This window comes from Bradyrhizobium sp. cir1, assembly GCF_014198245.1.
Lineage (GTDB): Bacteria > Pseudomonadota > Alphaproteobacteria > Rhizobiales > Xanthobacteraceae > Bradyrhizobium.
In genome coordinates this window covers 126,846-153,662 of the sequence record NZ_JACIHE010000001.1, presented here as the reverse complement: position 1 = coordinate 153,662, position 26,817 = coordinate 126,846, and the positions used below count along the sequence as shown (strand labels likewise).

The window sequence follows — 26,817 nt, the reverse complement described above, 5'->3', positions numbered from 1 at the left end:
TCGGGTCGCCGTCCGTCAGGCCAGCGCGTCGGACGGTGCCCGCTGCCTGAGCAGCCGGGCGCAGACCAGGCCCAGCACCACCATGATTGCAGCGCTCACGAGCAGCGTCGGAACCTTGCCGCCATGCTGGAGACCGAGGCCATAGGCGATTGGCCCCACAGTCTGCCCCATGAAGAAGAAGAAGGAATGCAGCGACATCGCCGTCGCCCGCGCCCCGATCGACAGTTCGCTGGCGAACACCTGAAGGCAGCCGTGGGCAATATAGAACCCCCAGCCCATGACGACGAGGCTCAGCGCCTGAACCTCCCAGCGCGGACCAAAGGCGACGGCGACGAGCTGCGAGGCCACCAGGGTCATGCCCGCGATCATCATTCCCTTCATGCCGAGCCACGGCAGCAGCCGCGACACCGTCAGCGTGTAGAACAGGCCGCCGACCGCAAAGCCCGCGATGACGATGCCGGCGATCGACAGCGACGTCTGCCCGAGCTCGAACAGGAACGAGGCGATATAGGGAAACAGGCCGAGCACGCAGCAGCCCTCGACGAACACGGCCGAGTAGCACACGTAGGCATTGGGATTGGTGAAGATGGTGCGATAGCCCGCCTTCAGCGCGGACAGGCTCGTCTTCGGCGGATGCTTGACCTTCGCGCCGCGAAAGCCGGCGGCGACCGCGATCGAGGCGACGATGACGAGCACGCCGAGCACCGCCAGCACGCCGCGCCAGCCGAGGAAATCGCCGATCAGGCCGGAAGCCGAGGCGCCGAGCAGATTGCCGGTCATGGCGCCGGCGAGCGTGCGGCTGATCGCGACCTGACGCTTCTCCGGCCCGACCAGATCGCTGGTCAGGCTCAGCGCCACCGGAAACACGCCGCCGGAGCCGATGCCGGCGAGGATGCGCGTGGCAAACAGCACCGAGAACGAAGTCGAGAACGCGCCCAGGATGTTGGCAAGGCCCAGCAACGCGAGACATGCGATCATCAGCCGCGTCTTGCCGAACAGATCGGCGGCCGCGCCGATCACCGGCTGGATGATCGAGAAGGTGAAGGCGAACACGGCGGCAAAGCCCGCCGCGGCCGCGATGCTGACGCCGAAATCCTCGGCGACATGCGGCAGCACCGGATCGAGCGCGCGCGCCGAGAGCGCTGCGGCGAAGCTTGCCCCGGAAATGACATAGAGCGCTGCCGGCAAGCCGTGATCGTGCGGCCGCGCCTCGCCTTGCTGCATCAGCGCTGGTTCTTTGCGAGCGCGTCGAACGCCATCAGCTTGGCGATCAGTCCCTCGAACTCGCGCAGCGGCACCATGTTGGGACCGTCGGAGGGCGCGCGATCAGGATCGGGATGGGTCTCGATGAAGACGCCGGCAACGCCGACCGCGACAGCCGCGCGTGCCAGCACCGGCACGAATTCGCGCTCACCGCCCGACGAGGTCCCCTTCCCGCCCGGCTGCTGTACCGAATGGGTGGCGTCGAAGATCACGGGCGCACCGGTGGTGCGCGCCAAGATCGGCAGCGCGCGCATGTCGGAGACCAGCGTGTTGTAGCCGAAGGACGCACCGCGCTCGGTAACGAGGACGTTGGGATTGTTGGCGCTGGTGATCTTCGCGACCACGTTCGCCATATCCCACGGCGCCAGGAACTGCCCCTTCTTGACGTTGACGACCTTGCCGGTCGCGGCCGCCGCCAGCAGCAGATCGGTCTGCCGGCACAGGAAGGCCGGAATCTGCAGGACGTCCACGGCCTGCGCCACCTCGGCGCATTGCGTGGCTTCGTGCACGTCGGTCAGCACCGGCAGGCCGAGCGAGGATCGGATCTCGGCGAAGATCGGCAGCGACTGCGCCAAGCCCAGCCCGCGCGCCGCCGACGCGCTGGTACGGTTGGCCTTGTCGAATGAGGTCTTGTAGACGAGGCCGATGTTCAGCCGCGCCGCGATCTCCTTCAGCGCGGAAGCCACCTCCAGCGCATGCTGGCGGCTTTCGAGTTGACAGGGGCCCGCAATGATCGAGATCGGCAGATCATTGCCGAACTTGACCTTGCCGATGGTGACGACCGGCGCAGTTGACGTCGAAGAGCTCAAGGCAAATCCCTCGTTTTCGGCGCGACCATAGCCGCCATGAGGGTCGGATCAACCCTATTCGGCCCGGGCCGTCAGAATATCAGGGTTGCGCCCGGGCTCCCCGCCGCCTTTTGCGCCGGCAGCCCCTTACTTCACGGCCGAAAAGGCGGTCGGCGCCAGAATCTGGCTTACGATGTTGGCAACGATCTGGCCATCGGCCTCCGACTTCGCCCGCCCCTCGAGCCAGTCCGGATCGGTCGTGAACTTGCCCCACTTCGTCTCGCGCTCGGCAAGCGACTCCCAGGCCAGGAAATAGGTCAGCTCCTGGTGGGATTCGCCGATCAGCGTGGTGAAGAAGCCGGCCTGCTTGATGCCGTGCTTTTCCCAGATCTTCAGCGTCACCGTCTCGAACCGCTTCAAGAGCGCCGGCAGGCGGCCCGGCACGCAGCGATACTGACGCATTTCGTAGATCATTCATGTTCCTCCCTGAACAGGTCCGGCGGTTATAGCGGCTGCCCCAGATGGTGTCTTGAGCCCCGCCCGCTCGCCCCTGTGGCGTTCTGCGCATGGCTTGAGCTTCCGGCGCGGCCAGACTCCCGCAATGCTGCCGCAATGATCGGGCCGCTAGAAAGGCTCAGTTGCGGTTCAGGTGGCTGTTACATGCGGATTTTGCTGGTCGAGGATGAAGCGGAGATGGCCGGCGCGCTGGCCTCGGCGCTGAAGCGCTACGACATGGTAGTGGACCACGCGCCGACGCTTGCGGAGGCGGCGGAGGCCATTTCCGCCGACGTCCATGCCGCGGTCCTGCTCGACCGCCAGCTTCCTGACGGCGATGGCCTCGCCTTGATCCCAAAGCTCCGCGCGCGCGCCGACGGCGTGCCGATCATCGTCCTGACTGCGCGGGGCGAGCTCGCCGACCGCATCGCCGGGCTCGACAGCGGCGCCGACGACTATCTGGCAAAACCGTTTGCAGTCGAGGAACTGCTGGCACGGCTGCGCGCCGTGCTGCGGCGGCCCGCGGGCCTCTCTCCCGAAATCATCCGCGCCGGCCGCCTCGCCTTCGACCTCGGTCATCGCGAAGCCAGCATCGACGGCGAGCCGTTCGAGCTGCCCCGCCGCGAGCTCCTGGTGCTCGAAGCGTTGGTCCGCCGCATGGGCCGGACCGTGCTGCGCTCGGCGCTGGAAGAGGCGGTCTACAATTTCGATGACGAGATCCAGTCCAACGCGCTCGACACGCATGTCTCGCGTCTGCGGCGAAAGCTCGGGGACGCCGACGCCGGCATCGAGATCCACGGCATTCGCGGCGTCGGCTATCTCCTCAAGAAGCTGCCAGCCTGAAGAAGCTAACATGAGCAAACACGACGATCCCTATTGCCTGCGCTCGCGCTTGAGCTGGCGCCTGCTCTCGCTCCAGGCCGCGATCCTGGTTGCGCTGGTGGCCGTGGTCCTGACCGGGCTTTGCGCGTCGGGCTTCGTGCTGGCCGAGCGCGACGAGGACCGCGTCATCGATGTCGTCCAGCGCGCACTCACGCGCGACGCGCAAGGCGGACTGGCCTTGCGGTCGACGCCCGAGCTGCAGCAATTGCGCAGCGAGACGCCGGACCTCTGGTTCCTGGTGCGCGACAAGCAGGGACATTCGCTCAGCGAAGGCACCGTGCCAGCCGAGTTCGCCGCGATCGGCAACGGCCTCGACCAGATCAGCCAGGCGCGGCTCGGCTGGCAGATGTTCGAGGACGATCCGCGCAAGCCGGCGGCGCGGCTGAAACGGGTCGATACCGATGCGGGCAATGTGCAGATCATCACGGCGACACAAGGACATCTGACCGGCGCCAAAGCGCTGTTCACGACGTCCCTTGCGTTCCTCGGCATTGCCCTGCCCGGCCTGCTGCTGATGGGAACGGCGACATTCATCGCGACGCCGATGATCGTACGGCGCGCGTTCAGGGGGCTCGATACTGCGGCGGACGAGGCCCGGCGCATCGATATCCATCAGCGCGGCGCGCGGCTGCCGGTGGAGCGGATTCCGCTGGAGGTCGTGCCGCTCGTGACTGCGATCAACGACGCGCTGGCACGGCTCGACCAGGGCTATGCCCGCCACAAGCGCTTCGTCGCCGACGCCGCGCACGAGCTTCGCACGCCGATCGCGATCCTGAACACGCGGCTGGAGTCACTTAGCCCCGGCCCGGACAAGACCCGTCTGCTGGAGGATGCCGCGCGGCTGGCGACGCTTGCCGAGCAATTGCTCGATATCCAGCGGCTCGACCGCTGTGGCCATCCCTTCATGCGCGTCAATCTCGTCGCCGTTGCGCAAAGTGTCGCCGCCGACCTCGCCCCGCTGGCGATTGCCGCGGGCTACGAGCTGGCCCTCGATGCGCCGGCGACGCCGATCGAGACGATCGGCGATGCGGCGGCGCTGGAGCGCGCCCTGACCAATCTCGTGCAGAACGCGATCCAGCACGGCCCTCGCCGCGGCACGATCGGGATTCGCGTCAGCAAGCCCGCGAATATCGAGGTCACCGATGAAGGCGCCGGCATTCCCGCCGATCAGCGCGAGCAGATCTTCGAGCCGTTCTATCGGCTGACGCCGCTCGATCGCGGTGCCGGCCTCGGCCTCAACATGGTGCGCGAGATCGTGCAGCTGCATGGCGGCCACGTCTCGGTGGCGGACGGGCCGGAGGGCGGCGCCTGTTTCCGGATGACGCTGCCGGAAGTGCGGCAGAGCTGATTCAATTCGCATTCGGGTCCGGCAGCGCAATGCTGTCGCAATGCGCTCCCGCGACACTGCATGCGCCGCACCTCCATTGAGGTGCGAACCAAGATCCCGGAGTGCGCATGCCCAACGATTTCCTTTCCTTCTTCCTGTCCTGGATGTCGTCCCCGCGTCGGGTCGGCGCGATCGCACCATCGGGTACGGCGCTCGCCGATCTCATCACGCGCGAGATCAGTGCAACGACGGGCCCGATCCTCGAGCTCGGTCCCGGCACCGGCGCGTTCACCTACAAGCTGCTCAAACGCGGCGTCCGGCCGCAGGATCTCACGCTGATCGAATACGGCTCCGACTTCATGAAGCTTCTGCAGATGCGCTTTCCCGGGTCGCGCGTGCTGTGGATGGACGCGGCGCGGCTTGCGACCGAGCGCCTCTATGACGGCGCTCCCGTCGGCGCGGTCGTGAGCGGCCTGCCGCTGCTCAACATGAGCAGGCGCAAGGTGATCTCGATCCTCAGCGGCGCGTTCAGCTATGTCCGCCCCGGCGGCGCCTTCTACCAGTTCACCTACGGCATGAGCTGCCCAGTGCCGCGGCCCGTGCTCGACCGGCTGGGCCTGCGCGCAAGGCTCGTGGATCGCGCCCTGCTGAACGTGCCGCCGGCCGCGGTCTACAAGCTGACGCGGCGGCCGCAGATGAAGCTGATCACGGGATCGCTTGCGCCTGAACCATCCGCGCGGGTCGCGTTGGCGCCGATGCATCACGCGCGCGACTATTCGGCCGCGCGCTGAACCGTCAGACCAGCCGGCTCTGCACCATCGCCGCCTGAATGAACGAGGCGAACAGCGGGTGCGGCTCGAACGGCCGCGACTTCAGCTCGGGGTGGAACTGGACGCCGATGAACCAGGGATGATCCTCGTACTCGACGATTTCAGGCAGCACGCCGTCGGGCGAAAGGCCCGAGAATTTCAGGCCATGCTGCTCGAGGCGGTCCTTGTAGGCGGTGTTCACTTCATAGCGGTGGCGGTGGCGCTCGGAAATCTCGGTCGCGCCGCCATAGACCTGCGAGACACGGCTACCGCGATTGAGCGCGGCGGGATAGGCACCAAGTCGCATCGTGCCGCCGAGATCGCCGGCCTGCGTGCGCTTCTCGAGCTCGTTGCCGCGCAGCCATTCCGTCATCAGGCCGACCAGCGGCTCCTTGGTCGGGCCGAACTCGGTGGAGTTGGCGTCCTCGATGCCGACGAGATTTCGCGCGGCCTCGATCACCGCCATCTGCATGCCGAAGCAGATGCCGAAATACGGCACGTCGCGCTCGCGCGCGAACTGCGCAGCCTTGATCTTGCCCTCCGCACCGCGCTGGCCGAATCCGCCCGGCACCAGAATGCCGTTGACGTGCTCGAGGAATGGCGCGGGATCTTCCTTCTCGAAGATCTCGCTCTCGATCCAGTCGAGATTGACCTTAACCTTGTTGGCGATGCCGCCATGCGACAGCGCCTCGATCAGCGACTTATACGCATCCTTCATGCCGGTGTACTTGCCGACGATGGCGATGGTGACGTTGCCTTCGGGATTGCGGATGCGCTCGTTGATCTGCTGCCAGCTCTGCAGCACCGGCGGAATCCGCGAGCCGATGCCGAAGGCGGCGAGCACTTCGTCGTCGAGGCCCGCGTTGTGGTAGGCCTCGGGGACGGCATAGATGTTGTCGACGTCGCGCGCCTCGATCACGGCGCTTTCGCGCACATTGCAGAACAGCCCGAGCTTGCGCCGCTCTTCCTTCGGGATCTCGCGATCGGTGCGGCAGAGCAGGATGTCGGGCTGGATGCCGATCGAGCGCAGCTCCTTCACGGAGTGCTGCGTTGGCTTGGTCTTCAATTCGCCGGCGCTCGGAATGTAGGGCAGCAGCGTGAGGTGGATATAGACGGCGTGATCGCGCGGCAGCTCGTTCTTGAGCTGGCGGATCGCCTCGAAGAACGGCAGGCCCTCGATGTCGCCGACGGTGCCGCCGATCTCGACCAGCACGAAGTCGTAATCGTCATTGCCGTCGAGGACGAATTCCTTGATGGCGTTGGTGACGTGCGGAACCACCTGGATGGTCGCGCCGAGATAATCGCCGCGGCGCTCCTTGGTAATGATGTCCTGGTAGATGCGCCCCGTCGTGATGTTGTCGGCCTTGGTCGCCGGCCGCCCGGTGAAGCGCTCGTAGTGACCGAGATCGAGATCGGTCTCCGCGCCGTCATCGGTCACGAACACTTCGCCGTGCTGATACGGCGACATCGTTCCGGGATCGAGGTTGAGATAGGGGTCGAGCTTGCGGAGGCGGACCTTGTAGCCCCGGGCCTGCAGCAGGGCACCGAGTGCCGCTGAAGCCAGACCCTTGCCGAGCGAAGAAACCACGCCGCCGGTGATGAATATGTACCGCGCCATGGGACTTAACCTCTAATCCCTCGAATTCGATTCGCCAAAGCGATTCGTATTCCGCCCCAAAGATTTTGCGGGCCTGTGGGTGAGCCAGAACTAAGAGTGGTGACAGTGCCTTGATGGGGATTGTTGATGCAGGACGGTAGCGGCCGCCCTGCATGGCCCCCCTGCTTTATTGCGAACGTGGCACCTGCGGGCCGGTCGGAGCCGGCGCCTGCTGCTGTTCGTCGGCCTTCTTCAGCGAATCCAGGATGCCGCCCGAGGTCGGCGGCGCGATCGGCGATCCGCCGGCCGGCTGGGTCTGGGACGCCGGCGAGCCAATGATCGACGACGGCGCGCGGCTGTAGCCCGCGTGCCAGGACAGGAACATGCTGGTGAGGAAGAAGAGCCCAGCCAGGATCGCGGTCGTCCGCGTCAGGAGGTTCGCGGTGCCGCGGCTCGACATGAAGCCGGCGCCTCCCCCCATGCCAAGGCCGCCGCCTTCCGACTTCTGCAGTAGGACGGCGCCGATCATGACGGCGACGATCATGAGGTGGATAACGATGACAACAGTCTGCATAGTATCCTTCCGTCACAAGCGGGCGGCGCCTGACGGCGGCCGATCGCGCTTCGCGGGTTTTCCTGAAGTTGCGCGGTGTTACACGATCGGAGGGGGTATTGCCACCCCCGATCGGGCCAATAACCTAGCTTAGAACTGCCAACGGTTTGGGTTAGCTAGGGGCAGCCCTTGGCAATGGCAAGGAAATCGGCCGCTTTCAGGCTGGCGCCGCCGACCAGCGCGCCGTTGACGTTCTTCACGGCCATCAGCTCGGCTGCGTTCGACGGCTTGACCGAGCCGCCATAGAGGATCCGCATCCTGGCCCCCTCGTCGCTGAACCTGGAGGTCAGGAGTTCCCGGATAAACCCATGAATCTGCTCGACATCCTGGACCGTCGGGGTCAGGCCGGTGCCGATTGCCCAGACCGGCTCATAGGCCACGACCAGGTTGGCGGCGGTGGAGCCGTCCGGTAGCGACAGATTGAGCTGACCATGCAGGATGTCGAGGGTCTGGCCGGCGTCGCGCTGGCCCTGCGTCTCGCCGATACAGACGATCGCCGTCACCCCGGCACGCCAGGCCGCCTCCGCCTTCTGCTTGACCAGAATGTCGCTCTCGCCGTGATCGGCGCGGCGCTCGGAATGGCCGACGATGATGGCGGTCGCGCCCGCATCCGCCAGCATTTCGGCGGCGATATCGCCGGTATGGGCACCGGAGGCCTTCGGATGGCAATCCTGCGCCCCCACCGCAACTTTCTTGCCGCGCACCTTCTCGGCAAAACCCGCGACCAGGGTCACCGGCGGGCAGACCAGCAGGTCGGCCTTGCCGGCCACCTCTGCCGCGCCATTGAGCATGGCGTCGAATTCGGCAATCGACCCCTTCAGGCCGTTCATTTTCCAGTTGCCGGCGATCAGCGGTCGGATGGCGTCGGTCATGTCAGTTTCCAGCGATATGAGGTTTGTTCATGCGCTAGCAGAGGACCTGCCGCAGTTCCAGATTCTTGTTCTGACGCGTTTTCTTGACGCGAACCGGGGTCCACTTCGCTGGAAAACGCTTTGAGGCTTTTAACCGCAGCTTCTCGCCGTCGCATGGCCTGAGGTTGCGGGGGGAAAGCCGCCACTTTATGATGATCTATCAATTTGGTGACGCGCTTTTGCGGAATCTGCATTAAGACGCGCTCCCGTTCCCCTCCTGACCAAACAAGTTGGACCAAATGCTTCGAGGAATGCGCAAGGCCTCATCAAACTGGCTCGGCAAAACCATTATGGCCGTGGTGATGGGCGTGTTGATCGTGAGTTTCGGCATTTGGGGCATCGCCGACATCTTCCGCGGCTTCGGACAGTCCACGGTGGCCAAGATCGGCCGCACCGAGATTTCGCTGAACGAGTTCCGGCAGATCTACACCGACCGCCTGCAGCAGATCAGCCGCCAGTTCGGCCGGCCGCTGACGCCCGACCAAGCCCGCGCCTTCGGCCTCGACCGGCAGGTGCTGCAACAAACGATCGCGGAAGCCGCTCTCGACGAAGAGGCGCGCCGGCTCGGCCTCGGCCAGTCCGACGAGCAGATCCGCCAGGTCATCATGAACGACCCCAACTTCAAGGGCGTCGGCGGCAACTTCGATGCGAACCGCTTCCAGGCGATGATCCGCAATTTCGGCTACACCGAGCAGCGCTACGTCGCCGAGCAGCGCAAGGTATCGCTGCGCCGGCAAATCACCGGCACGATCGGCGCCGGCCTAGAGCCTCCGAAGGCCATGCTCGACGTGCTGACGCGCTTCCAGAACGAGCAGCGCTCCATCGAGTTCGTCAGGCTGGATGCAGCTCAGGCAGGCACCATCGACGCGCCCTCGCCCGAGGCGCTCGCCGCCTATTTCGAGGATCACAAGGTCCAGTTCCGCGCCCCCGAATATCGCAAGGTCGCCTTCGTCGTGATCTCGCCGGAAGAGATCGGCAAATGGACCGAGGTCTCCGACGAGGACGCCAAGAAAGTGTTCGAGCAGCGCAAGGACCGGCTCGGCACGCCGGAGAAGCGCCAGATCCAGCAGCTTGTGTTTCCCAACGTCGCCGAGGCGCAGGCTGCGCGCGAGCGTCTCGCCGGCGGAATGTCGTTCGAGGATCTCGGCAAGGAGCGCGGGCTCAGCGCCTCCGACGTCGACCTCGGGCTGGTGACCAAGTCCTCGCTCGACTCCGCGGTCGGCAATGCCGCCTTCGCGCTGCCCGCAGGTGAGATCAGCCAGCCGATCCAGGGCGCCCTCGGCACCTCCATCGTCAAGGTCGACAAGATCGAGCCGGGCAATGAGGCCGACTACGCGAAGCTTGCCGGCGACATCAAGCGCGAGATCGCGACTGAGCGCGCGCGCGTCAAGGTCGCCGACCTCCGCGACAAGATGGAAGACGAGCGCGGTGGCGGCTCCAGCGTGATCGACGCGGCGCAGAAGCTCGGCCTCACCGCCGTGACCATCGACGCCGTCGACCGCTCCGGTCGCGCCCCGAACGGCCAGCCGGTCGCCAACATCCCGCAGGGCCTCGACGTGGTGTCGCAGGCCTTCAACACCGATGTCGGCGTCGACAACGACGCGATCTCGTTCAAGGGCGGTTATGTCTGGTACGACGTGATTGCAATCACGCCGTCGCGCGATCGCAACCTCGACGAGGTCCGCGACCAGGTCGAGGCACGCTGGCGCCAGGACCAGATCGCGACCAAGCTGAAGGCCAAGGCGACCGAGATGGTGCAGAAGCTCGAAGCGGGCGGCAAGCTCGCGGATGAGGCGGCAGCGGTCGGCGCCAAGGTCGAGACCGCGACCGGCTTCAAGCGCGACGACTCGCCCGCCGGCGTGCCCGGCACCGTCGTGGCGGCCGCGTTCCGCACTGCCAAGGACGGCGTCGGACAGACGCCCGTGAGCGGCGGCAGCGAGGTGATCGTGTTTCGCGTCACCGACATCATCGATCCCGCGGTCGATGCCGCCTCCGACGCGGTCAAGAAGCTGAAGGACAGCCTCGACCGCGCCCAGACCGAGGAGCAGGTCGCCTCCTACGTCAACAAGCTTGAAACCGACATCGGAACCACCATTAATCAGGCCGCCTTCGCGCAGGTGACCGGCGCGAACCAGTGAGTTGAAAGCACGCGATGGACGACCTGAAATCGATCATTGGAAAAGTGGCGACCGGCGCCAGCCTGTCGCGTGACGAAGCCGCATCCGCCTTCGATGCCATGATGTCGGGTGAAGCAACGCCCTCGCAGATGGGCGGTCTGTTGATGGCGCTGCGGGTGCGCGGCGAGACCGTGGACGAGATCACCGGCGCAGTCACAGCGATGCGTTCCAAGATGCTGACCGTGACGGCACCGCCCGACGCCGTCGACATCGTCGGCACCGGCGGCGACGGCTCCGGCTCGGTCAACGTCTCGACCTGCGCCTCCTTCATCGTCGCGGGCGCGGGCGTGCCGGTGGCCAAGCACGGCAACCGCGCGCTGTCGTCGCGCTCGGGCGCCGCCGACGTGCTGGCTTCGCTCGGGGTGAAGATCGACCTCAAGCCGGAGCAAGTCGGCCGCTGTGTGCGCGAATGCGGCATCGGCTTCATGTTCGCCCCCGCCCACCATCCCGCGATGAAGAACGTCGGCCCGACCCGTGTCGAGCTGGCGACGCGCACGATCTTCAACCTGCTCGGCCCCCTGTCCAACCCGGCCGGCGTGAAGCGGCAGATGGTCGGCGTGTTCTCCAGGCAATGGGTGCAGCCGCTGGCGCAGGTGCTCAAGAACCTCGGCTCCGAATCCGCCTGGGTCGTGCATGGCTCCGACGGCCTCGACGAGATCACCCTCACCGGCCCGACTTTCGTGTCCGCGCTCCACAATGGCGAGATCCGGAATTTCGAGGTGACGCCGGAGGAAGCCGGGCTCTCGCGCTGCGAGACCGGTGCGCTGAAGGGCGGCGATGCCGACGCCAATGCGATTGCGCTGCAAAGCGTGCTCAACGGCAAGCCGAGTCCGTACCGCGACGTGGCCCTGATGAACGCCGCCGCCGCGCTGGTCGTGGCCGGACGTGCCAAGGATCTCAAGGAGGGTGTCGCGATCGGCGCGAAATCGCTCGACAGCGGCGCGGCGAACGCGCGGCTGAAACACCTGATCGCAGTCTCCAACGGCTGAGCCTGACATGTCGGACATCCTGACCAAGATCGAGGCGTACAAGCGCGAGGAGATCGCCGCCGCCAAGCGCGCGCAGCCGCTGTCGGCGGTGGAGGCGAAGGCCAAGGCGCAGCCCGCTCCGCGCGGCTTCGTGCGCGCGATCCGGGCCAAGCATGCCAATGGCGATTACGCGCTGATCGCCGAGGTCAAGAAGGCCTCGCCGTCGAAAGGATTGATCCGCGCCGATTTCGATCCGCCTGATCTCGCCAAGGCCTATGAGGCCGGCGGCGCCGCCTGTCTCTCGGTGCTGACCGACACGCCCTCGTTCCAGGGCCATCTCGACTTCATGGTGGCCGCGCGCGCGGCGACCTCGCTGCCGGTGCTGCGCAAGGATTTCATGTTCGACACCTATCAGGTGGCGGAAGCGCGCGCGCATGGCGCCGATTGCATCCTCATCATCATGGCCGCGCTCCACGATGCCACCGCCAAGGACCTCGAAGACGCTGCTCTCGCCTATGGCATGGACGTGCTGATCGAGATCCACGACCGGGCCGAGCTTGATCGCGCGCTGAAACTGCATTCGCCGATGATCGGCGTCAACAACCGCAATTTGCGCACCTTCGAGACGACGCTCGCGACCAGCGAGGCATTGGCGCCGCTGATCCCCGAGGGGCGGCTAATGGTCGGCGAAAGCGGCATCTTCACCCCTGCCGATCTCGCCCGGCTCGAGCGCGTCGGCATGTCGACTTTCCTCGTCGGCGAGAGCCTGATGCGGCAGGCCGACGTCACCGCCGCAACGCGCGCACTGCTCGCGCGCGAGACCAGCGCGCGCGCGACCGGTACGCGCTGACATGGCGCGCAAGCCTTCCACGACCAGGCCTTCGAAGAAAGCAGGCCCTGCCCTTACCCATATCGGCGCCTCCGGCGAGGCGCGGATGGTGGACGTGTCGGCCAAGCCCGCGACCGAGCGGCTCGCGGTCGCTGAAGGCCGCGTCGTCATGACCAGGGCAACGCTCGACCTGATCGTGTCCGGCAACGCCAAGAAGGGCGACGTGCTCGGCACCGCGCGCATCGCCGGCATCATGGCGGCGAAGCGCACATCCGAGCTGATCCCGCTCTGTCATCCGCTCGCGCTGTCCAAGGTCACCGTCGACATCGAGCCCGACGCCAAGCTGCCGGGCTGCCTTGTCCGTGCCAGCGTCAAGGTCACGGGCCCGACCGGTGTCGAGATGGAGGCGCTCACGGCCGTGTCGGTCGCCTGCCTCACCATCTACGACATGATCAAGGCGGTCGAGCGCGGCGTCCGCATCGAGGGCATCCACCTCATCGAGAAGCTCGGCGGCAAGTCCGGCCATTACCGCGCCTAGCACTCGCTCGGGAGCGGCTGCTACTTCAGCGAGGTGCTGATCGATCCGAATTTCAGCTTCAGCGTCGAGCCGAGATTGTTGACCGCGGCGATGATCGCAAGCGCGATGCCGGCGGCGATCAGGCCGTATTCGATCGCCGTCGCACCGGCTTCGTCGGCAATGAAGTTCTTCAAAACGGTTTTCACGATCAACTCCTCACTGTGTCGTTGGCAGGCATGTTTCGCAATTCACGTGCCAATGGCGGCTTGAGGATCGCCAACACCTTAGATGGTTAAGCCTTGGTTGATCGTCGCCTGACCGGCAGGAACTGACCGGCAGCGCAGGTGGCTTGCGGAAATTCCTGCACGGCTTGCACCCGCGCGCATCGATCGCTTTTGTGCTTAACGATTCATGTCGCGTTAACCGCGCTTCCTAACTTCGCCTCCATACCGTTCCCGTAAACCAACGGATGTTTTGAGGATCAAGAATTGATCCTGGCGTGTGCGCGGCAACAACCGACATGATGACGAAATACGGCAGTCGCCTTTTCGACCAGGCCTTCGTGCGCAGCGGACCGATCCGCTGGCTGGTCGTGGGCGGCACGCTGCTGATCGCCGCGATCGCGGTCGGCGCGACGCTGATGGCGCAGAATTTCCGCGAACGCGCGCTGCGCAATTCCGGCCGCGAGCTGGAAAACACCGTGCTGATGCTGGCCCATCATTTCGATCAGCAATTGCAGGATTTCGCGGTCATCCAGAAGGATTTCGTCGACCACGTCCGCGCGACCGGCATTGCCAGCGCGGAAGACTATCGCAAGCGCCTCTCCGGGCAGGACATCCATCGGATGCTGCGCTCGAAGATCGAGGCGCTGCCCTATATGGGCGGCGTCAATGTCATCGATGCCGACGGCAATCTGATCAACTCGTCGACGGCATGGCCGGCCCCCAAGGTGAACGTTGCCGATCGCGCCTATTTCCGCACTTTCAAATACGACCCCTATTCGCCCGATGTCCTGATCGAGCCGCTGCACAGTCGCATCTCCGGCGCCTGGACCATCCTGATCGTCCGCAAGATCGTGGGCCCGAACGGCGAGTTCATCGGCGTGGTCGGGCGCGGCATCGAGCCCGCCAATTTCGAGAAGTTCTTCGAATCCGTGGTGCTCGGCGAAGGCGCGACGATCTCGATGTTGCACCGTGACGGCACGCTGCTCGCCCGCTATCCCCATTCCAGCGAGTTGATGGGGCGGAATTTCAAGACCGGCCCGTTCGAGCAGCAGCGGGTCTTCGGGCTCGATCACTTCGCCGGACGCTTCATGAGCCCGGTCGACGGCGAGGACCGCCTGATCGCCTCGCACGCCCTGCCCCACTTCCCGATCCTGATGATGGCGACCACGACACGCGCGGCGGCGCTGACAGACTGGCGCGAGCAGATCGGCATCCTGATCTCGGTCGCCGCCTCTTCCGCGCTCGCCATCGCCGGCGTGCTGATCGCGATCGTGCGCAAGCTGCTGGAGCAGCACCGCCTCTCGCGGGAAAGGCTGATGCTGGAGAAGCAACGTCTCGACCGCGCCGTCAACAACATGACCCAGGGCTTGCTGTTGTTCGACGCGGACCGGCGGCTCGTGGTGTGCAATCAGCGCTACATCGACATGTACGGCCTGTCGGCCGCCGTGGTGACGCCGGGCTGCAGCTTCCGCGACGTCATCGCTCATCGCAAGATGACCGGCTCGTTCACCGGCGATGTCGATCAATATACCGAACGCGTGCTGCGCGACATACATGTACGCAATTCCATGGTGGTGGACACCGCGGATGGCCGCTCGATCCAAATCCTCAATGAACCGCTCGCCGACGGCGGCTGGGTGGCGACGCACGAGGACATCACCGAGCGCCGGCGCATCGAAGAGCGCATCACCCACCTCGCCCACTACGACGCGCTGACCGACCTGCCCAACCGCGCCATGTTCCACGAGCATCTGCGGCAGGAGCTGGCCGCCATCGCCCATGGCGAAGAGGTCGCGGTGCACTACATCGACATCGACGAGTTCAAGGGCGTCAACGATGCGCTCGGCCATCTCGTCGGCGACGAGCTGCTGAAATCGGTCGCAACGAGCCTCAGCCGCTCCGCCGGCCCGACGGATTTCGTGGCGCGGCTCGGCGGCGACGAATTTGCCATCGTGCAGAGCGCGGTGACCTCGCCGGATCAGGTCAACGATCTCGTCGCCCGGGTCTTCCAGGCCATCCGCACCCCGTTCGACTGCATGGGCCACCATCTCACCAGCGACGCCAGCATCGGCATCGCGCTGGCGCCGGGACACGGCACGGCGCTGGACCAGATCCTGAAGAACGCCGACCTTGCGATGTACGCCGCCAAATCCGCCGGACGCCGCACCTATCGCTTCTTCGAGCCCGAGATGGATGCCAAGGTCCGCGAGCGGCGTCAGCTCGAGATCGACCTGCGCCACGCCATCGCCCAAGGGGGGCTCGAAGGCGGCCTCGAGGTCTACTACCAGCCCTGCCTCGCCCTGAAGGACGACCGCATCACCGGCTGCGAGGCGCTGGTGCGCTGGCGCCATCCGGAGCGCGGCATGGTCTCGCCGGCCGAGTTTATCCCGATCGCCGAAGACACCGGCCTGATCAACGAGATCGGCGAATGGGTGCTGGCGACCGCCTGCCGGGATGCGGCCGGCTGGCCCGACGACATCCGCCTCGCCGTCAACGTCTCGCCGGTGCAGTTCAAGAGCGGCACGCTGGCGCTGAAGATCATGGCTGCGCTCGCCGCCTCCAATCTGCCGGCGAGCCGGCTCGAGCTCGAGATCACCGAGGCGGTGCTGATCCGCGACGACGACGCGGCGCTCGCGATCCTGCACCAGCTCCGCGCCATCGGCGTGCGTATCGCGCTCGACGATTTCGGCACCGGCTATTCCTCGCTGAGCTATCTGCACCGCTTCCCGTTCGACAAGATCAAGATCGACCGCTGCTTCGTCGACGACATCGCCGGTCCCGACGGCTCCGCCAGCATCGTCCAGGCCGTCGTCAACCTGGCGGCCGCCCGTCGCATGACCACAACGGCCGAGGGTGTCGAGACCGAGGAGCAGCAGCGCCTGCTCCGCGCGCTCGGATGCTCCGAGATGCAAGGTTATCTGTTCAGCGCCGCCAAGCCTGCCGACAAGGTGCTGGAGCTGTTCGCGCTGCATCGCAGCCGGCTCGCCCGGCGCGAAGGCGGCGAGAGCCGCCGGCGCGAGGCCGGTTAGGTCGGACCTCGGTTGTCGGCGCAGCGGCACTCCCAGAAGCTCTCCTCGAGACATACGACGCAGGTCTGCTCGAGGCGCTCCTTCAGTGCGTGCCGCGCGCGATGAAGCCGGACAGTCAGGTTGTTCACGGTCACCCCCAGATCGGCTGCAACGAGCTCCCGCGGCTCACCGCCGAGATCGACCCTTCTGATGACCTCGGCATGCTCCGGCTTCAGCAGTGAAAGGTGCGTATGAAGACACTCGCAGACCGCGGCATTCGCCGCGGCGTCCTGCTCGGCCGCAAGACGATCGTTGAGCTCGTTCGGGAACGGCACCTCCCGCGTCCTGCTCCTTGATGCCTGGCGGTGAAAGTCGGCGATGGTCGTTGCCAGGACCCTGCTCAGCCAGCCTCGAACCGAATCCGCATCGCGGATGTCGGCGGAGCGCTCCAGTGCGCGCAACATGAATGCCTGGAGCACCTCCTCCGCTTCCGCCTGACCACCAAAGCGTCGCTGCAGATAACCGCGGAGGCGATCGTAGCTGCCGACGAGGGCGGCCCGAACGACCGTGTCCTGCGCGTTCAGGGAATCGGCTGTCTGCATCGGCAGACTCTCGTTCGGCGATTTCATGACGTATCGTCCTTGCATGCCATTTCAGCAGCTCGCTTCACGGTGGCGGGAACGGGTCAAATCCGGACAAGGGGCGCGAGAGGCCGCCGCTATGGCGGCACTCACGCGGCCAACTTGGCTACCGCAAGTGCTGATCACGATTTCGGCGCTCTCCCGCTCAACGCGCAGCGCGCGCGAGCAGCGAGCGAGGCCGGCTCTGCCGCGCCTGCGCGTGCGAGACCTTGCGCGCATCGCCGCCGTCTGCTTGGACATGTGTCCTTCGCAGACGTGTCGCTTCGCGCCCGGATCTGAGCGACGCAGTTCGGTCTTTGGGAGCTATCTCAGGCGATGGGGGGCCGGTAGTGACGACGGAACGCACCTTCGTCGCCGATCACGTCCGGCTGCGCCTCGCAGCGCGAGTGCGGCACCACGAACTCCGCAATCGCGGGAGCTTGAGGCGATACGGCGCTGAAGCACAGCACCGAGCCGCAGCAGGTCGCATGCCGATCCCTGGGCTCGTCCCGGTCGTCGTCACAATCGCCGGTCATCGCCACGTCGTGCGAATGCACCGCCGGTCCGGCATCGGCCTCATGCGCAGGTTGATGCTCGCACGGAATCGCCGTGACGGGGACGATCGAGACCGCGAGAGACGGCGTCATCGACGCAAGCAGATAGGCGATGGCGACAAGCCATCCCCACCACCTTCGCCTTGGCCTGATCAAGCCAATCATTTCCGCTCCCGCTACGCGCCGTGGAACATATAACTCTGGTTGTACTGTCGGCCAACAGAAAACGATGCATCTCGAGCCGGCAGCGTCGGGACAGACGCTGCGCCACATTCGTCCAACGGTTCCGGGCGACGCAAAGCCATCATGCTCCGGCGGCGTGGCTCGTGAGATATTTTTCGCTGTCCCTGTAATGTAGGAGGCCCGTCTGCGTCGAGCGCCGGTCAATGATGCTTCATCCAGCCGACGCCTTTGATGTCGTTGAACGAGTCCGTCCTGTGGCACAGAAAGCATTGATCGACCGATGCGTGCTCCTGCCCCGCGATCATCCGATCCATCATGATGAAGTGGCCCATGTAGTGGCTCGGCGGCGCCTGATGGCATTGGGCGCAGTCCTTCGAGGTCGGCGAGGGATGCAGGAAACCTGCGATCTTCCAGGCCTCGAGCCCATGGCAATCCGCGCATTCCGGTCCAAACAATCCGCGGTGCGGTTCCCGATTGCTGTGGCAGCTGGCGCAATCGAGCGCAGCTCTTTCCGGCCGGTCGGACCTTGGCAGGCCCAGAAACTCCGTCAGGTCGGCCCTCAGTTGGTCGGCAGAGGTCCGGTCGAACACCTTCTTGCCGGAGGCGGGCATCGTGACTTGCAGCAGCGACGCATGGTTCATCCTGATCGGCCGCAAGTCGCCAGAGTGCTCGCGGTGGCAGCCGGAGCATTGACCGCCCACCACAGCGTGAAACGCCGTCGATTGCTTGGCGAGATCCGCGGCGGAAGGCGCATGACAGGTGATACAGGCGGCCGCCTCGACGCCTTTGATCGGCGTATGGCAGCTCTCGCATCTGTCGGACAGAAATGCATGTTTTGCGGAAAGCGGTCCGGGACTGACGAGCCTCGTCCAGCCCGGGACGCTTCCCGAGCTGCCCCGATACAAGGCGATCGACGCGACCGCTGCACTTGCGATCGCCAGTGTCGCGACCACGACGTAGAGCACGCCCCGGATGGTCACGCGAGCCACCACAGTCCGTAATAGATCTCGGCCGACACATGCACCGCCAGCAGCGCGTACATGACGATCGCGGCCAAGACATGCAGCCCGATCCACTGCATGAAGATCGCCTTGACCGCCTCACTCGATCCGATGGCCGATTCGAGATCGGAAATGCTATCGACGAGCTGCAGCAGCGGCACATTCTGCAAGGCCAATGCAGGCATGTCAGGCCCGTCACGCTCCGCCCGATCGGGCGACGACATGGCCGCTGCGGTGTACTCATACGCCGATCTCAACGTCGCCAGATACGACTGCCGCTGGCGGAGCTCCAGCGCGGTTAGCGGCAGGTAATAGCGCCCGACAAATCCGGTGACGACGACGATCAGCATGCACGTCACCAGGGCGATCCCGAGCGGACTCTGAAATTTGTGGCCGGTATGCAGCAGCGCAAAGAACGCTGCGACGATTCCCGCATAGGCATGAAACGCCAGGAGCGTCGGCATCGACACCCATCGCGTGACCAGGGCCTTCACGCCAGTGCTGTATTTCGCCAGGGGATAGACGAGCAGGAGGAGCATCAGCGCCGCCGCACCGGCCCCGAGCACAAAGCCGGCCAGGCTTCCCGCAAACCGGCCGTCGGAGTGAAGCAGGAAAGCCGGCACCAGCAGCAACAGGGCCGCCAGAGTGACGTCGGCGAACAGGCGCGCTCTTCCGTTCATCATGTCAGGCCTCGACGACGAGATCTCCGACCGATCTTGCCTGGCAGGCCAGGATGAGACCGTTCGCCTTGTCGTCTGCAGTCAGGGCGTCCTGGACTTCCATCGTGACGGAGCCTTGCAGAAGATGCGTCTTGCAGACGCCGCAGACCCCGGCCCTGCACGAATAGTCGATCGACACGCCGGCGCTTTCAGCCACCTCCAGGACGCTCTTGTCCGGAGGCAGCGCCGCCACCTTGCCCGATCTCGCAAAGTGGATCGTGGCCGTTGCAGGACCGACCGCCGCGGCTTCTCGATTGCCGCCCTCACCTTGCGCCATCGGCGCTTCGGCGATGATTTTGCCAGGAGGTGGAACGGCTCCGCGGGCCGGTCCGAAGGCCTCCGTCTTGATCTGCTCGCGCGGCACGCCGAGGCCGATCAGGGTTTTCCGGAGCGCCTCCATCATTCCGGGCGGACCACACAGATGAACGCGCCGTTTCGCAAGATCCGGCACTGCCTGCGTCAGGAACTCGGCCGTGATCTGACCCTCGCTTCCCATCCAGGACGTGCCTGCGGCCCGCATCATCGTGGCCGCGACGTGCAAATTGATCATCCTGCGCTGGAGATACTCGAGCTCGTCCCGGAAGATGAATTGCTCGGTCGTCTGCGCACCATAGACGAGGTAGATCTGGCCGGGCCATGCGATGTCCGACAGATACCGGATCGCCGCCATCAGCGGCGTGATGCCGACGCCGCCACCGATCAGGACGACACTGTCAGCTTCCGAGCCCGTGAACGTAAAGGCGCCGGAGGGGCCCGCAACCTCGACGAGGTCTCCCTCCTTCAGCTGGCCATGCATGTAGTCGGACAGAAGCCCGCCGTCTTCGCGCTTGATCGTGGTCTCGACATAGGCGGTCTGGGCTGCGGATGATGCGATGGTGTAGGAGCGCCTGACTGTTGCTCCGCCAATTTCGATGGCGTAGGTCAGGAATTGGCCGGGCAGGAACGCAAACGGAATCGCCCCGCCGCCAGGTGCTTGCAGACGGAAGGTCTTCACGTTTGGCGTCTCCTGATAGATCGCGCAGATCCTCAGCGAGCCCTTCCAGAAGCTACTCGCCTCATCGCGCCGCGGTTGGCGGCTTGTCTCAGAAGAAGATGTCGTCCCGACCTTGTCATTCGGCGAGCCGGCAGCTGGCATCGACACGAGTGGCATGACGGCAGCCGGCGCGACCGCCGCGCGCGTCAGCCGGTCGACCAGCGCGTTCGCCCGGCGCATGCGCGCGACGTAAATCGCGAGCATCCCCAGCGCGAACAGCGCCAACAGCGCCATGGTCGTGACGTGAAACCACGAGACTCCCGGCGCGCCGTTATCGACATCTGCACCGCCTTGCTGAGGCAGCAGGTTCATTTGCGATTTGAACCAGGCCTGCGCGATTTGCTGCGGCGGCCTGCCCACGTGCAGCGAGCGCAGCGCGATCACGCCGCTCTGGACGGTGTTCAGGGACTCGCGAAGCCGCCGCGACGCCTGATCCGCGGCAACGATGTCGCCCGCGGCCATGGCGTGCCGCAGATCCATTTCTGCACCCGCCAGGCGATCGGCCTCGGCGCTGATCCGCGCGCGCGCCTGGACCGCCAGCTTGCTCCGCTGCTCGGCAGACAGCGCCGGCATGTCCATCAATGCCGGATAGAACTCCTTGCGCGGCCGGCCCATCATGCCGTCCATGCCCCCCATCATTCCCGACGTGGCGCCGCTGGGCGGCGGGCCGGCGGCTTGGCGCTCGCTCGGCCCTGCTGATCCCTCCCCCTTCGGCGCCGCATCGCCTGTGGAGCCGGACGCTGCGGGATGGTGCGCCGCGTGGTCGCCTTCTGTCTCCGCCACCTCCCAGCGCTGGGCGATTTGCCCGGCCGGATGCGTTACGCCGCGGCCGACGTCCGACGCCGGCGCGGCAATCGCCGCAAGCTGGCTCGCCAGGACAACAAGGGCCAGCACGCCGGAGCGTTGTCGAAGAGACAAAGCGAACATGATCCCGCGTTCACTTCAGCGGTCAGAACGACGCAATCAGTGGCAGCAGGATCGTATCCGCGGTCTGCTTCTGGTTCTCGTTCAACGACGCGTAGAGCCGCGTGAAGGCAAGGCGAGCCGATTTGATTGCCTCCAGACGCTCGGACAAGTGCCGCTCGTAATGCTCCAGACGATCGGCACTTCCGAGCCTGTCATCCATTGCAAGCATCTTGCGTGCTTCCAGCAAGTGCTGCCGGCTCGAACGCAAGGCGTCTGCGACACTGTTCCAATCCGCGGTCTGCCTGTCGCTGATCTGCAGCTCCGCCTTCAGAAAGGCGATCCGCCCCTCGAGCCGCTCGGTCACGTCCACAGGACCGCTCATCGCGCCGCTGCTGCCGGATGAACTCATCTGGCCGCGCATCATCTTCTCCATCATTTGCATCATCGGCGTCATGCCGGAATTGTCCTGACAGCCGGCGCCTTGGCAGTCCCGCATCTGGCCTTGCTGCGGCATCTTCATCTTGTCGTCGTTCATCCGGCCGCCGCCCGTGTTCTGCGGCTGCCTCGCTGGCTGGCCCATGTTCATCTTGTCGCTGGAATCCGACGGGTTCGGCATCTTCGACATCTTGTCGTCATCCATCATCGCGGTCCGCGTAAGACCAGCGGCGATTGCGGGCGACAACCCGACCGGCCCGAGGGCGAGGCCGGCAAAAGCGGCTGCGCTCATGGCGATTTTTCTCGAACAGTTCATGGTCATTCTCCAAAGTTTGATTCGGATGGTCATCTGATCATCGAGGTTGGCACTCCGCAGACGATCACCACCACCCCGAGCAGCTCGATGGTCGATGCGGTCCAGTGCAGGCCGTGCAGAACGAGGCCCTGAATCTCGTCCGTGAAGATCAGCTCGGAATTTATCATCCGCCCGCCTCCGCGACCGAGCGGCTCCTGTCGACGTCCTTCGACCACGTTCGGTAATAGGCGACGATCGTCATGATCCAGAGGCCTGCGGCACCGACCAGCAACTGGGCCCATAGTCCCTCAGATCCGGACTCGAGCACGAAATGCGCGACGAAGGACAGAAAGAGGCCGACGCAGAACACGGACAGCGACTGCTGGCCGCATCTGATCAGGGGCTGGAGCAGCGGCGACTTCAGACCGGGCCAGTCGATTGGAATGAGCGAGACGACGATGAGCACCAGGCTCGCCAGATGGATGATGCGATACGGCCCGAGATTGGTTTTGTCGTTCGGAATGAAGATCGCGGCGAGCCCGCCGGGAATGTAGTCCCGGAGGCCCGGGATCCGTTCAGCCAGCGTCATCGCGAGCGCAAAGAGCAGGAAGCCACCGCATAGGACAAGCAGCGTGCGGGACGACAGCAGCCAGCGGCTCGCTGCCGCCCCTCCCAAGGCCAGCCAGGCTCCAAATACGAAGAGCAGCTGCCACGCGAACGGATTGAAATACCAGAGTCCAGCCGGATAGGACGGCAGATTGAAGCCGTAATGTCGGGCGGCCAGATAGAGACCAAGCGAGCCGGTCATCACCGCATTGCGCCATCGCAGCATGAACCAGAGCACGATGGGAAATGCTGCCATCAACACGATGTAGAGCGGTAGAACGTCGAGATTGAGCGGCTTGAACTTGAGGACCAGACCTTGCGAGAGCGTCTCGACCGGAAAGTTCATCAGCGGCGCGACGTTGAACTGATCCATCAAATGAAGTTCGTCGAAATTGTGCGCGACGTAGTGCACGGACGTGAGATAAACCAGGAACAACAGCAGGTGGGCGACATAGAGCTGCCATACCCGCCGCAGCAGCCGAGTTGCTCCGATGACGAAGCCGCGCTCCATCATCATCGAGCCGAACACGAAGGTCGCGGTATAGCCGGAGATCAGCACGAACAGGTCGGCGCCATCGCTGAAGCCATAGTTTCGCGTCGTGAACCAGGCGAGCGCCGAATCCGGAATGTGTCCGAGGAAGATCAGCCAGTTCGCGAGGCCGCGAAACAGATCCAGCCGCACGTCGCGCCGGGACTTGACCAGCACCGACCTGATCGTGATCGTCTCCCAGAGACGCCGACGCAAAAGAAGCGCAATCTGCAGGGGCCGACCAGGGTCGTGAATAGTCTCGTCAGTCAACGGCGCGTTCTCCTTTTTTGCGGTCGGCCTTTCGGATCGCAACCTCGTCGCCGCTCATTCGCGTCGGCACGCTAGGTTGTGTCATTGATCCCGATTTGACCGACATCAAACTCGATCGCGGCACCAGCCAAATCTTTTTGTGATTCAATCGCGTAATGAATCGAGACGCCTGTCGTCCACGACAATCTCGCGCCCATGTCGCTGCACGATCGAGGCCCCTGCGCGCCGCTCGCGACTTCGCGCTGCGGATTAATTTTTTTCTGTAAGAAGATCGATGCTTCTCGTCGCCCGCTGCAACTCGACGATCTACGCAAGGGCCCGCGCCAGCGCGCGCGTTCCTATTTGATCTTGCTCAACCTGCGCGAACACACTCCGGGTTTGCTTGCACTCAATCAAGCCACCGGGACTTGATTGACACCAACTCGACAAGTTCAAAACAGGAGAAACCAGAATGAGTCACCGCAAGCTGATCGTCGCCGCCGCGATCATGTCGTTCGTCGCGTTGCCCGCCGTGGCGCAGACGAGCACGACGGGCACGACCGACGAGAAGAACGGCCACCATTATTCGGGCGGGCCCAAGACCGAGGTCCCGCACCACATGGGCAAGAAGGAGGGCGACGGCGGCTCGACCAGCGGATCTGGCGGCAGCCACCATTACGGCGGCGGACCGAAGACCGAAGTCCCGCATCACATGGGCTCGAAGAAGGAGCAATGACGATCGCGCCGTGATCCCGTGGCTTGCGTGCTGCGGGATCACCGCCTCCCAGATCAACCCGGGGCCGAGCCACTCCCGTTGCTGCAGACTTGACGATCGTGGCCGGCCAACGTATTTCCTGAATTGCAGCCGCCGAAACGGTGCTGCCGTAGGCGTTACCGTCATCCAACGCGTCCTTTGTCGGGAGGATCCCAGCAGGGAGATCTCGATTCACGAGACGCCACGGTCATGCCATCACTCGTCCTGTTTGCGGACGCTCCCCCGTTCAAGATGCCCATTCCGGCGCTGCCCAACCACGCCTGGATGTTCGTTGTCTTGCCGGATCGCGCACCATCGGGACTCCCAGGGTTGCCGTGGCCTTCACCTCCACCGAAAGGCAGCAACCATGAAGATGACTGGCAACACGATCCTCGTCACCGGCGGCACCAGCGGCATCGGCCGCGCGCTCGCTGAAGCCTTCCACGACCGCGGCAACCGCGTCATCGTCACCGGGCGACGGCAAGCTCTGCTCGATCAGATCACGGCTGGGCGCCCCGGCCTGATCGGCATGTCGCTCGACCTCGACGATCCCGCGAGCCTGCCGCGCCTGTCGGCCGAAATGCGCGCACGATTTCCCGAGCTCAATGTGCTGATCGCGAACGCCGGCATCTCGCGAGCCGAGGACATGAGTGCGGCCGGCTGGGATGCCTCCGACGCGGAGGCGATCGTCGAGACCAACATTCTCGGCGTGCTGCGCGTCACGGCGGCGTTCCTGCCGGCTCTGAAGAAGCAGCCGAACGCGACGATCATCGCAACCAGCTCGAACCTTGCCTTCGTGCCCCGCGCCGACTTCCCGACCTACTGCGCCAGCAAGGCGTTCCTGCATTCCTGGCTGCAGTCGCTGCGGCATCAGCTCCGCAGGATCCCAATCGAGGTGCTGGAGCTTACGCCGCCCTATGTGCAGACCGAGCTCACCGGCGCCGCGCAGGCAAGCGATGCGCGCGCCATGCCGCTCGCCGCCTACATCGCGGAGGTCATGCAATTACTGGAGTTGCGGGTCCATCCCCGCGATGAAGTGCTGGTCGAGCGCGACCGCGCCCGCCGCTGGGCCGAACGCGACGGCCGCTACGAGGCGACCTTTGCGGCCATGAACCCGAACTGAGCTCAAAACGAATTCGCCCGGGAGCGGCGATCCGCTCCCGGGCGATCTCTGAGAGTCACAATTCTAGTTCGGCACCGCCGCCTTCGGCGCCGGCTTGGCGGCGACCGCATTGGCGGTGACGCCGTGCAGGAAGTCATAGGCCGCGTGCAGGGCCTTGTCGTCCTTCTCTTCCGGCGGGACGTAGGATTGCGATCCGGTCTGCTCGGTGCCGTCGGCGGCTTGCAGATGGCCGCGCATCTGCGACTCCGCCATGGTGTCCATCCGGCCCTTCAGCTCGGGCGGCACGTCCTGGAGGATCTCGATGTCGGGTGCGATGCCCTGGGCCTGGATCGAGCGGCCCGACGGCGTGTAGTAGCGCGCCGTGGTCAGCGCCAGTGCGCCGTTGCCGGAGCCGAGCGGGATGATGGTCTGCACCGAGCCCTTGCCGAACGAGCGCGTGCCGATGATCGTGGCGCGCTTGTGGTCATGCAGCGCACCGGCCACGATCTCCGAGGCCGAAGCCGAGCCACCATTGACCAGAATCACCAGCGGCTTGCCCTTGGTGAGATCGCCGCCATGCGCGGTGAAGCGCTGGGTTTCTTCCGGATTGCGGCCGCGGGTCGAGACGACCTCGCCGCGCTGCAGGAAGGCGCTCGACACCGACACGGCCTGGTCGAGCAATCCGCCCGGATTATTGCGCAGGTCCATCACGTAGCCGACGAGCTTCTCCTGCGGCACCTGCTTGGAGATCGCAGCGATCGCCTTCTTCAGGCCGTCGGTGGTCTGCTCGTTGAACGAGGTGACGCGGATATAGCCGATGTCGCCGTTCTCGACGTGGAAGCGCACCGGGCGCACATGGATGATCTCACGCGTGATCGCGACGTCGAGCGGGGCGTCCGCGCCCTTGCGCACGATGGTGAGCTTGGTCTTGGTGTCGACCGGGCCCTTCATCTTGTTGACCGCCTGCTCCAGCGTCATGCCCTGCACGGCCTCGCCGTCGATCTTGCTGATGAGGTCGCCGGACATGATTCCGGCCTTCGAGGCCGGCGTGTCGTCGATCGGCGAGACGACCTTGACGAGGCCCTCCTCCATCGTGACCTCGATGCCGAGCCCGCCGAACTCGCCGGAGGTGGTCTCCTGCATCTCGGTCCAGGCCTTGTCGTTCATGTAGCGCGAATGCGGATCGAGCGAGGTCACCATGCCGGTGATCGCACCTTCGATCAGCTTGGCATTATCAGGCTTCTCGACGTAGTTCCCCTTCACCCGCTCGAACACTTCGCCGAACAGGTTGAGCCTGGAATAGGCATCGTCCGCGCCCGCCGCCGCCCTCGCCGCCCATAGCCCGCCCTGCGGAACGGATACCAGAAGGGTCAGACACGCTCCGGTGAGCGCGCCAAGGGGGAACAGCAGGGTTTTCCGCATG

Annotated in this window: 27 protein-coding genes; 11 read left to right on the top strand and 16 right to left on the bottom strand. The window is 65.1% G+C overall.

All coding sequences use genetic code 11. The features are described 5' to 3' along the window. Positions 1-15 precede the first annotated feature (15 nt). The 3 genes from GGD63_RS00730 to GGD63_RS00720 form a co-directional block, all read right to left on the bottom strand. Positions 16-1,224: an MFS transporter gene (locus GGD63_RS00730; RefSeq protein ID WP_183239008.1), complete on the bottom strand. Its 1,209-nt coding sequence runs from the start codon at positions 1,222-1,224 to the stop codon at positions 16-18. Next, positions 1,224-2,072, bottom strand: a complete 849-nt coding sequence (kdsA, locus tag GGD63_RS00725; protein WP_183239007.1) for a 3-deoxy-8-phosphooctulonate synthase — start codon at positions 2,070-2,072, stop codon at positions 1,224-1,226. Before kdsA ends, GGD63_RS00730 begins: the two co-directional genes overlap by 1 nt. Positions 2,073-2,198: 126 nt before the next feature. Then, the gene (locus GGD63_RS00720) at positions 2,199-2,525 is read right to left on the bottom strand and encodes an NIPSNAP family protein (protein WP_183239006.1); all 327 of its coding nucleotides are present in this window, start codon (positions 2,523-2,525) and stop codon (positions 2,199-2,201) included. A gap of 186 nt (positions 2,526-2,711) precedes the next feature. On the opposite strand from GGD63_RS00720, the gene GGD63_RS00715 reads away from it, so the two are divergent. The 3 genes from GGD63_RS00715 (at position 2,712) to GGD63_RS00705 (ending at position 5,546) form a co-directional block, all read left to right on the top strand. Further along, positions 2,712-3,389 carry a response regulator transcription factor gene (locus GGD63_RS00715; RefSeq protein ID WP_183239005.1) on the top strand — a complete coding sequence of 226 codons (678 nt, stop codon included), beginning with the start codon at positions 2,712-2,714 and terminating at the stop codon, positions 3,387-3,389. 10 nt (positions 3,390-3,399) lie between these two features. Further along, positions 3,400-4,776: a HAMP domain-containing sensor histidine kinase gene (locus GGD63_RS00710; RefSeq protein ID WP_183239004.1), complete on the top strand. Its 1,377-nt coding sequence runs from the start codon at positions 3,400-3,402 to the stop codon at positions 4,774-4,776. 107 nt (positions 4,777-4,883) lie between these two features. Further along, positions 4,884-5,546: a class I SAM-dependent methyltransferase gene (locus GGD63_RS00705; protein WP_183239003.1), complete on the top strand. Its 663-nt coding sequence runs from the start codon at positions 4,884-4,886 to the stop codon at positions 5,544-5,546. 4 nt (positions 5,547-5,550) lie between these two features. On the opposite strand, the gene GGD63_RS00700 is transcribed toward GGD63_RS00705, so the two are convergent. The 3 genes from GGD63_RS00700 to tpiA form a co-directional block, all read right to left on the bottom strand. Beyond that, positions 5,551-7,182: a CTP synthase gene (locus tag GGD63_RS00700; RefSeq protein ID WP_183239002.1), complete on the bottom strand. Its 1,632-nt coding sequence runs from the start codon at positions 7,180-7,182 to the stop codon at positions 5,551-5,553. Positions 7,183-7,348: 166 nt separating this feature from the next. Continuing rightward, positions 7,349-7,735, bottom strand: coding sequence for a preprotein translocase subunit SecG (gene secG / locus GGD63_RS00695; RefSeq protein WP_183239001.1), 387 nt, complete (start codon positions 7,733-7,735; stop codon positions 7,349-7,351). Between the two features lie 155 nt (positions 7,736-7,890). Continuing rightward, positions 7,891-8,646, bottom strand: coding sequence for a triose-phosphate isomerase (tpiA, locus tag GGD63_RS00690; RefSeq protein ID WP_183239000.1), 756 nt, complete (start codon positions 8,644-8,646; stop codon positions 7,891-7,893). 278 nt (positions 8,647-8,924) lie between these two features. Here tpiA and GGD63_RS00685 point away from each other — a divergent pair, with 278 nt between their 5' ends. Genes GGD63_RS00685 through moaC form a run of 4 tightly spaced genes read left to right on the top strand, consistent with a single transcriptional unit; the run spans position 8,925 to position 13,197 of the window. Then, complete coding sequence (locus GGD63_RS00685) at positions 8,925-10,823, top strand: SurA N-terminal domain-containing protein (RefSeq protein WP_183238999.1); 1,899 nt, start codon at positions 8,925-8,927, stop codon at positions 10,821-10,823. Between the two features lie 14 nt (positions 10,824-10,837). After that, complete coding sequence (gene trpD / locus GGD63_RS00680; RefSeq protein WP_183238998.1) at positions 10,838-11,851, top strand: anthranilate phosphoribosyltransferase; 1,014 nt, start codon at positions 10,838-10,840, stop codon at positions 11,849-11,851. A gap of 7 nt (positions 11,852-11,858) precedes the next feature. Further along, positions 11,859-12,680 carry an indole-3-glycerol phosphate synthase TrpC gene (gene trpC / locus GGD63_RS00675; RefSeq protein WP_183238997.1) on the top strand — a complete coding sequence of 274 codons (822 nt, stop codon included), beginning with the start codon at positions 11,859-11,861 and terminating at the stop codon, positions 12,678-12,680. Between the two features lies 1 nt (position 12,681). Beyond that, a complete protein-coding gene (moaC, locus tag GGD63_RS00670) occupies positions 12,682-13,197 on the top strand; it encodes a cyclic pyranopterin monophosphate synthase MoaC (RefSeq protein WP_183238996.1) in 516 nt (171 codons plus the stop codon). A gap of 20 nt (positions 13,198-13,217) precedes the next feature. Here moaC and GGD63_RS00665 read toward each other — a convergent pair whose 3' ends face one another. Continuing rightward, positions 13,218-13,382 carry a Flp family type IVb pilin gene (locus GGD63_RS00665; RefSeq protein WP_183238995.1) on the bottom strand — a complete coding sequence of 55 codons (165 nt, stop codon included), beginning with the start codon at positions 13,380-13,382 and terminating at the stop codon, positions 13,218-13,220. Between the two features lie 314 nt (positions 13,383-13,696). Here GGD63_RS00665 and GGD63_RS00660 point away from each other — a divergent pair, with 314 nt between their 5' ends. Then, the gene (locus GGD63_RS00660) at positions 13,697-16,429 is read left to right on the top strand and encodes an EAL domain-containing protein (RefSeq protein WP_183239660.1); all 2,733 of its coding nucleotides are present in this window, start codon (positions 13,697-13,699) and stop codon (positions 16,427-16,429) included. Here the strand turns inward: GGD63_RS00660 and GGD63_RS00655 are convergent. From GGD63_RS00655 to GGD63_RS00620, 8 genes are all read right to left on the bottom strand, one after another. Beyond that, entirely contained in the window at positions 16,426-17,037 is a 612-nt protein-coding gene (locus GGD63_RS00655) for an RNA polymerase sigma factor (protein ID WP_183238994.1), read from the bottom strand. The genes GGD63_RS00660 and GGD63_RS00655 overlap by 4 nt on opposite strands. A 320-nt stretch (positions 17,038-17,357) precedes the next feature. Then, complete coding sequence (locus GGD63_RS00650) at positions 17,358-17,747, bottom strand: hypothetical protein (RefSeq protein WP_183238993.1); 390 nt, start codon at positions 17,745-17,747, stop codon at positions 17,358-17,360. Positions 17,748-17,965: 218 nt separating this feature from the next. Beyond that, positions 17,966-18,841 carry a cytochrome c3 family protein gene (locus GGD63_RS00645; RefSeq protein WP_312013019.1) on the bottom strand — a complete coding sequence of 292 codons (876 nt, stop codon included), beginning with the start codon at positions 18,839-18,841 and terminating at the stop codon, positions 17,966-17,968. Then, a complete protein-coding gene (locus tag GGD63_RS00640) occupies positions 18,742-19,449 on the bottom strand; it encodes an iron reductase (protein WP_183238991.1) in 708 nt (235 codons plus the stop codon). Before GGD63_RS00640 ends, GGD63_RS00645 begins: the two co-directional genes overlap by 100 nt. Before the next feature lies 1 nt (position 19,450). Beyond that, entirely contained in the window at positions 19,451-21,445 is a 1,995-nt protein-coding gene (locus GGD63_RS00635; protein ID WP_183238990.1) for a 2Fe-2S iron-sulfur cluster-binding protein, read from the bottom strand. A gap of 22 nt (positions 21,446-21,467) precedes the next feature. After that, complete coding sequence (locus tag GGD63_RS00630; RefSeq protein ID WP_246785330.1) at positions 21,468-22,151, bottom strand: Spy/CpxP family protein refolding chaperone; 684 nt, start codon at positions 22,149-22,151, stop codon at positions 21,468-21,470. A gap of 53 nt (positions 22,152-22,204) precedes the next feature. After that, positions 22,205-22,342: a hypothetical protein gene (locus tag GGD63_RS00625; RefSeq protein ID WP_246785329.1), complete on the bottom strand. Its 138-nt coding sequence runs from the start codon at positions 22,340-22,342 to the stop codon at positions 22,205-22,207. Then, positions 22,339-23,559 (bottom strand): OpgC domain-containing protein, encoded by a 1,221-nt coding sequence (locus GGD63_RS00620; RefSeq protein WP_183238988.1) that lies wholly within the window; start codon positions 23,557-23,559, stop codon positions 22,339-22,341. Before GGD63_RS00620 ends, GGD63_RS00625 begins: the two co-directional genes overlap by 4 nt. 195 nt (positions 23,560-23,754) lie before the next feature. On the opposite strand from GGD63_RS00620, the gene GGD63_RS00615 reads away from it, so the two are divergent. The 3 genes from GGD63_RS00615 (at position 23,755) to GGD63_RS00605 (ending at position 25,415) form a co-directional block, all read left to right on the top strand. Continuing rightward, a complete protein-coding gene (locus GGD63_RS00615) occupies positions 23,755-23,970 on the top strand; it encodes a hypothetical protein (RefSeq protein WP_183238987.1) in 216 nt (71 codons plus the stop codon). 40 nt (positions 23,971-24,010) lie between these two features. Then, positions 24,011-24,274: a hypothetical protein gene (locus GGD63_RS00610; protein ID WP_183238986.1), complete on the top strand. Its 264-nt coding sequence runs from the start codon at positions 24,011-24,013 to the stop codon at positions 24,272-24,274. A gap of 385 nt (positions 24,275-24,659) precedes the next feature. Continuing rightward, the gene (locus tag GGD63_RS00605; RefSeq protein WP_183238985.1) at positions 24,660-25,415 is read left to right on the top strand and encodes an SDR family oxidoreductase; all 756 of its coding nucleotides are present in this window, start codon (positions 24,660-24,662) and stop codon (positions 25,413-25,415) included. Positions 25,416-25,478: 63 nt separating this feature from the next. On the opposite strand, the gene GGD63_RS00600 is transcribed toward GGD63_RS00605, so the two are convergent. After that, entirely contained in the window at positions 25,479-26,816 is a 1,338-nt protein-coding gene (locus tag GGD63_RS00600) for a S41 family peptidase (protein ID WP_183238984.1), read from the bottom strand. Position 26,817 lies beyond the last annotated feature (1 nt).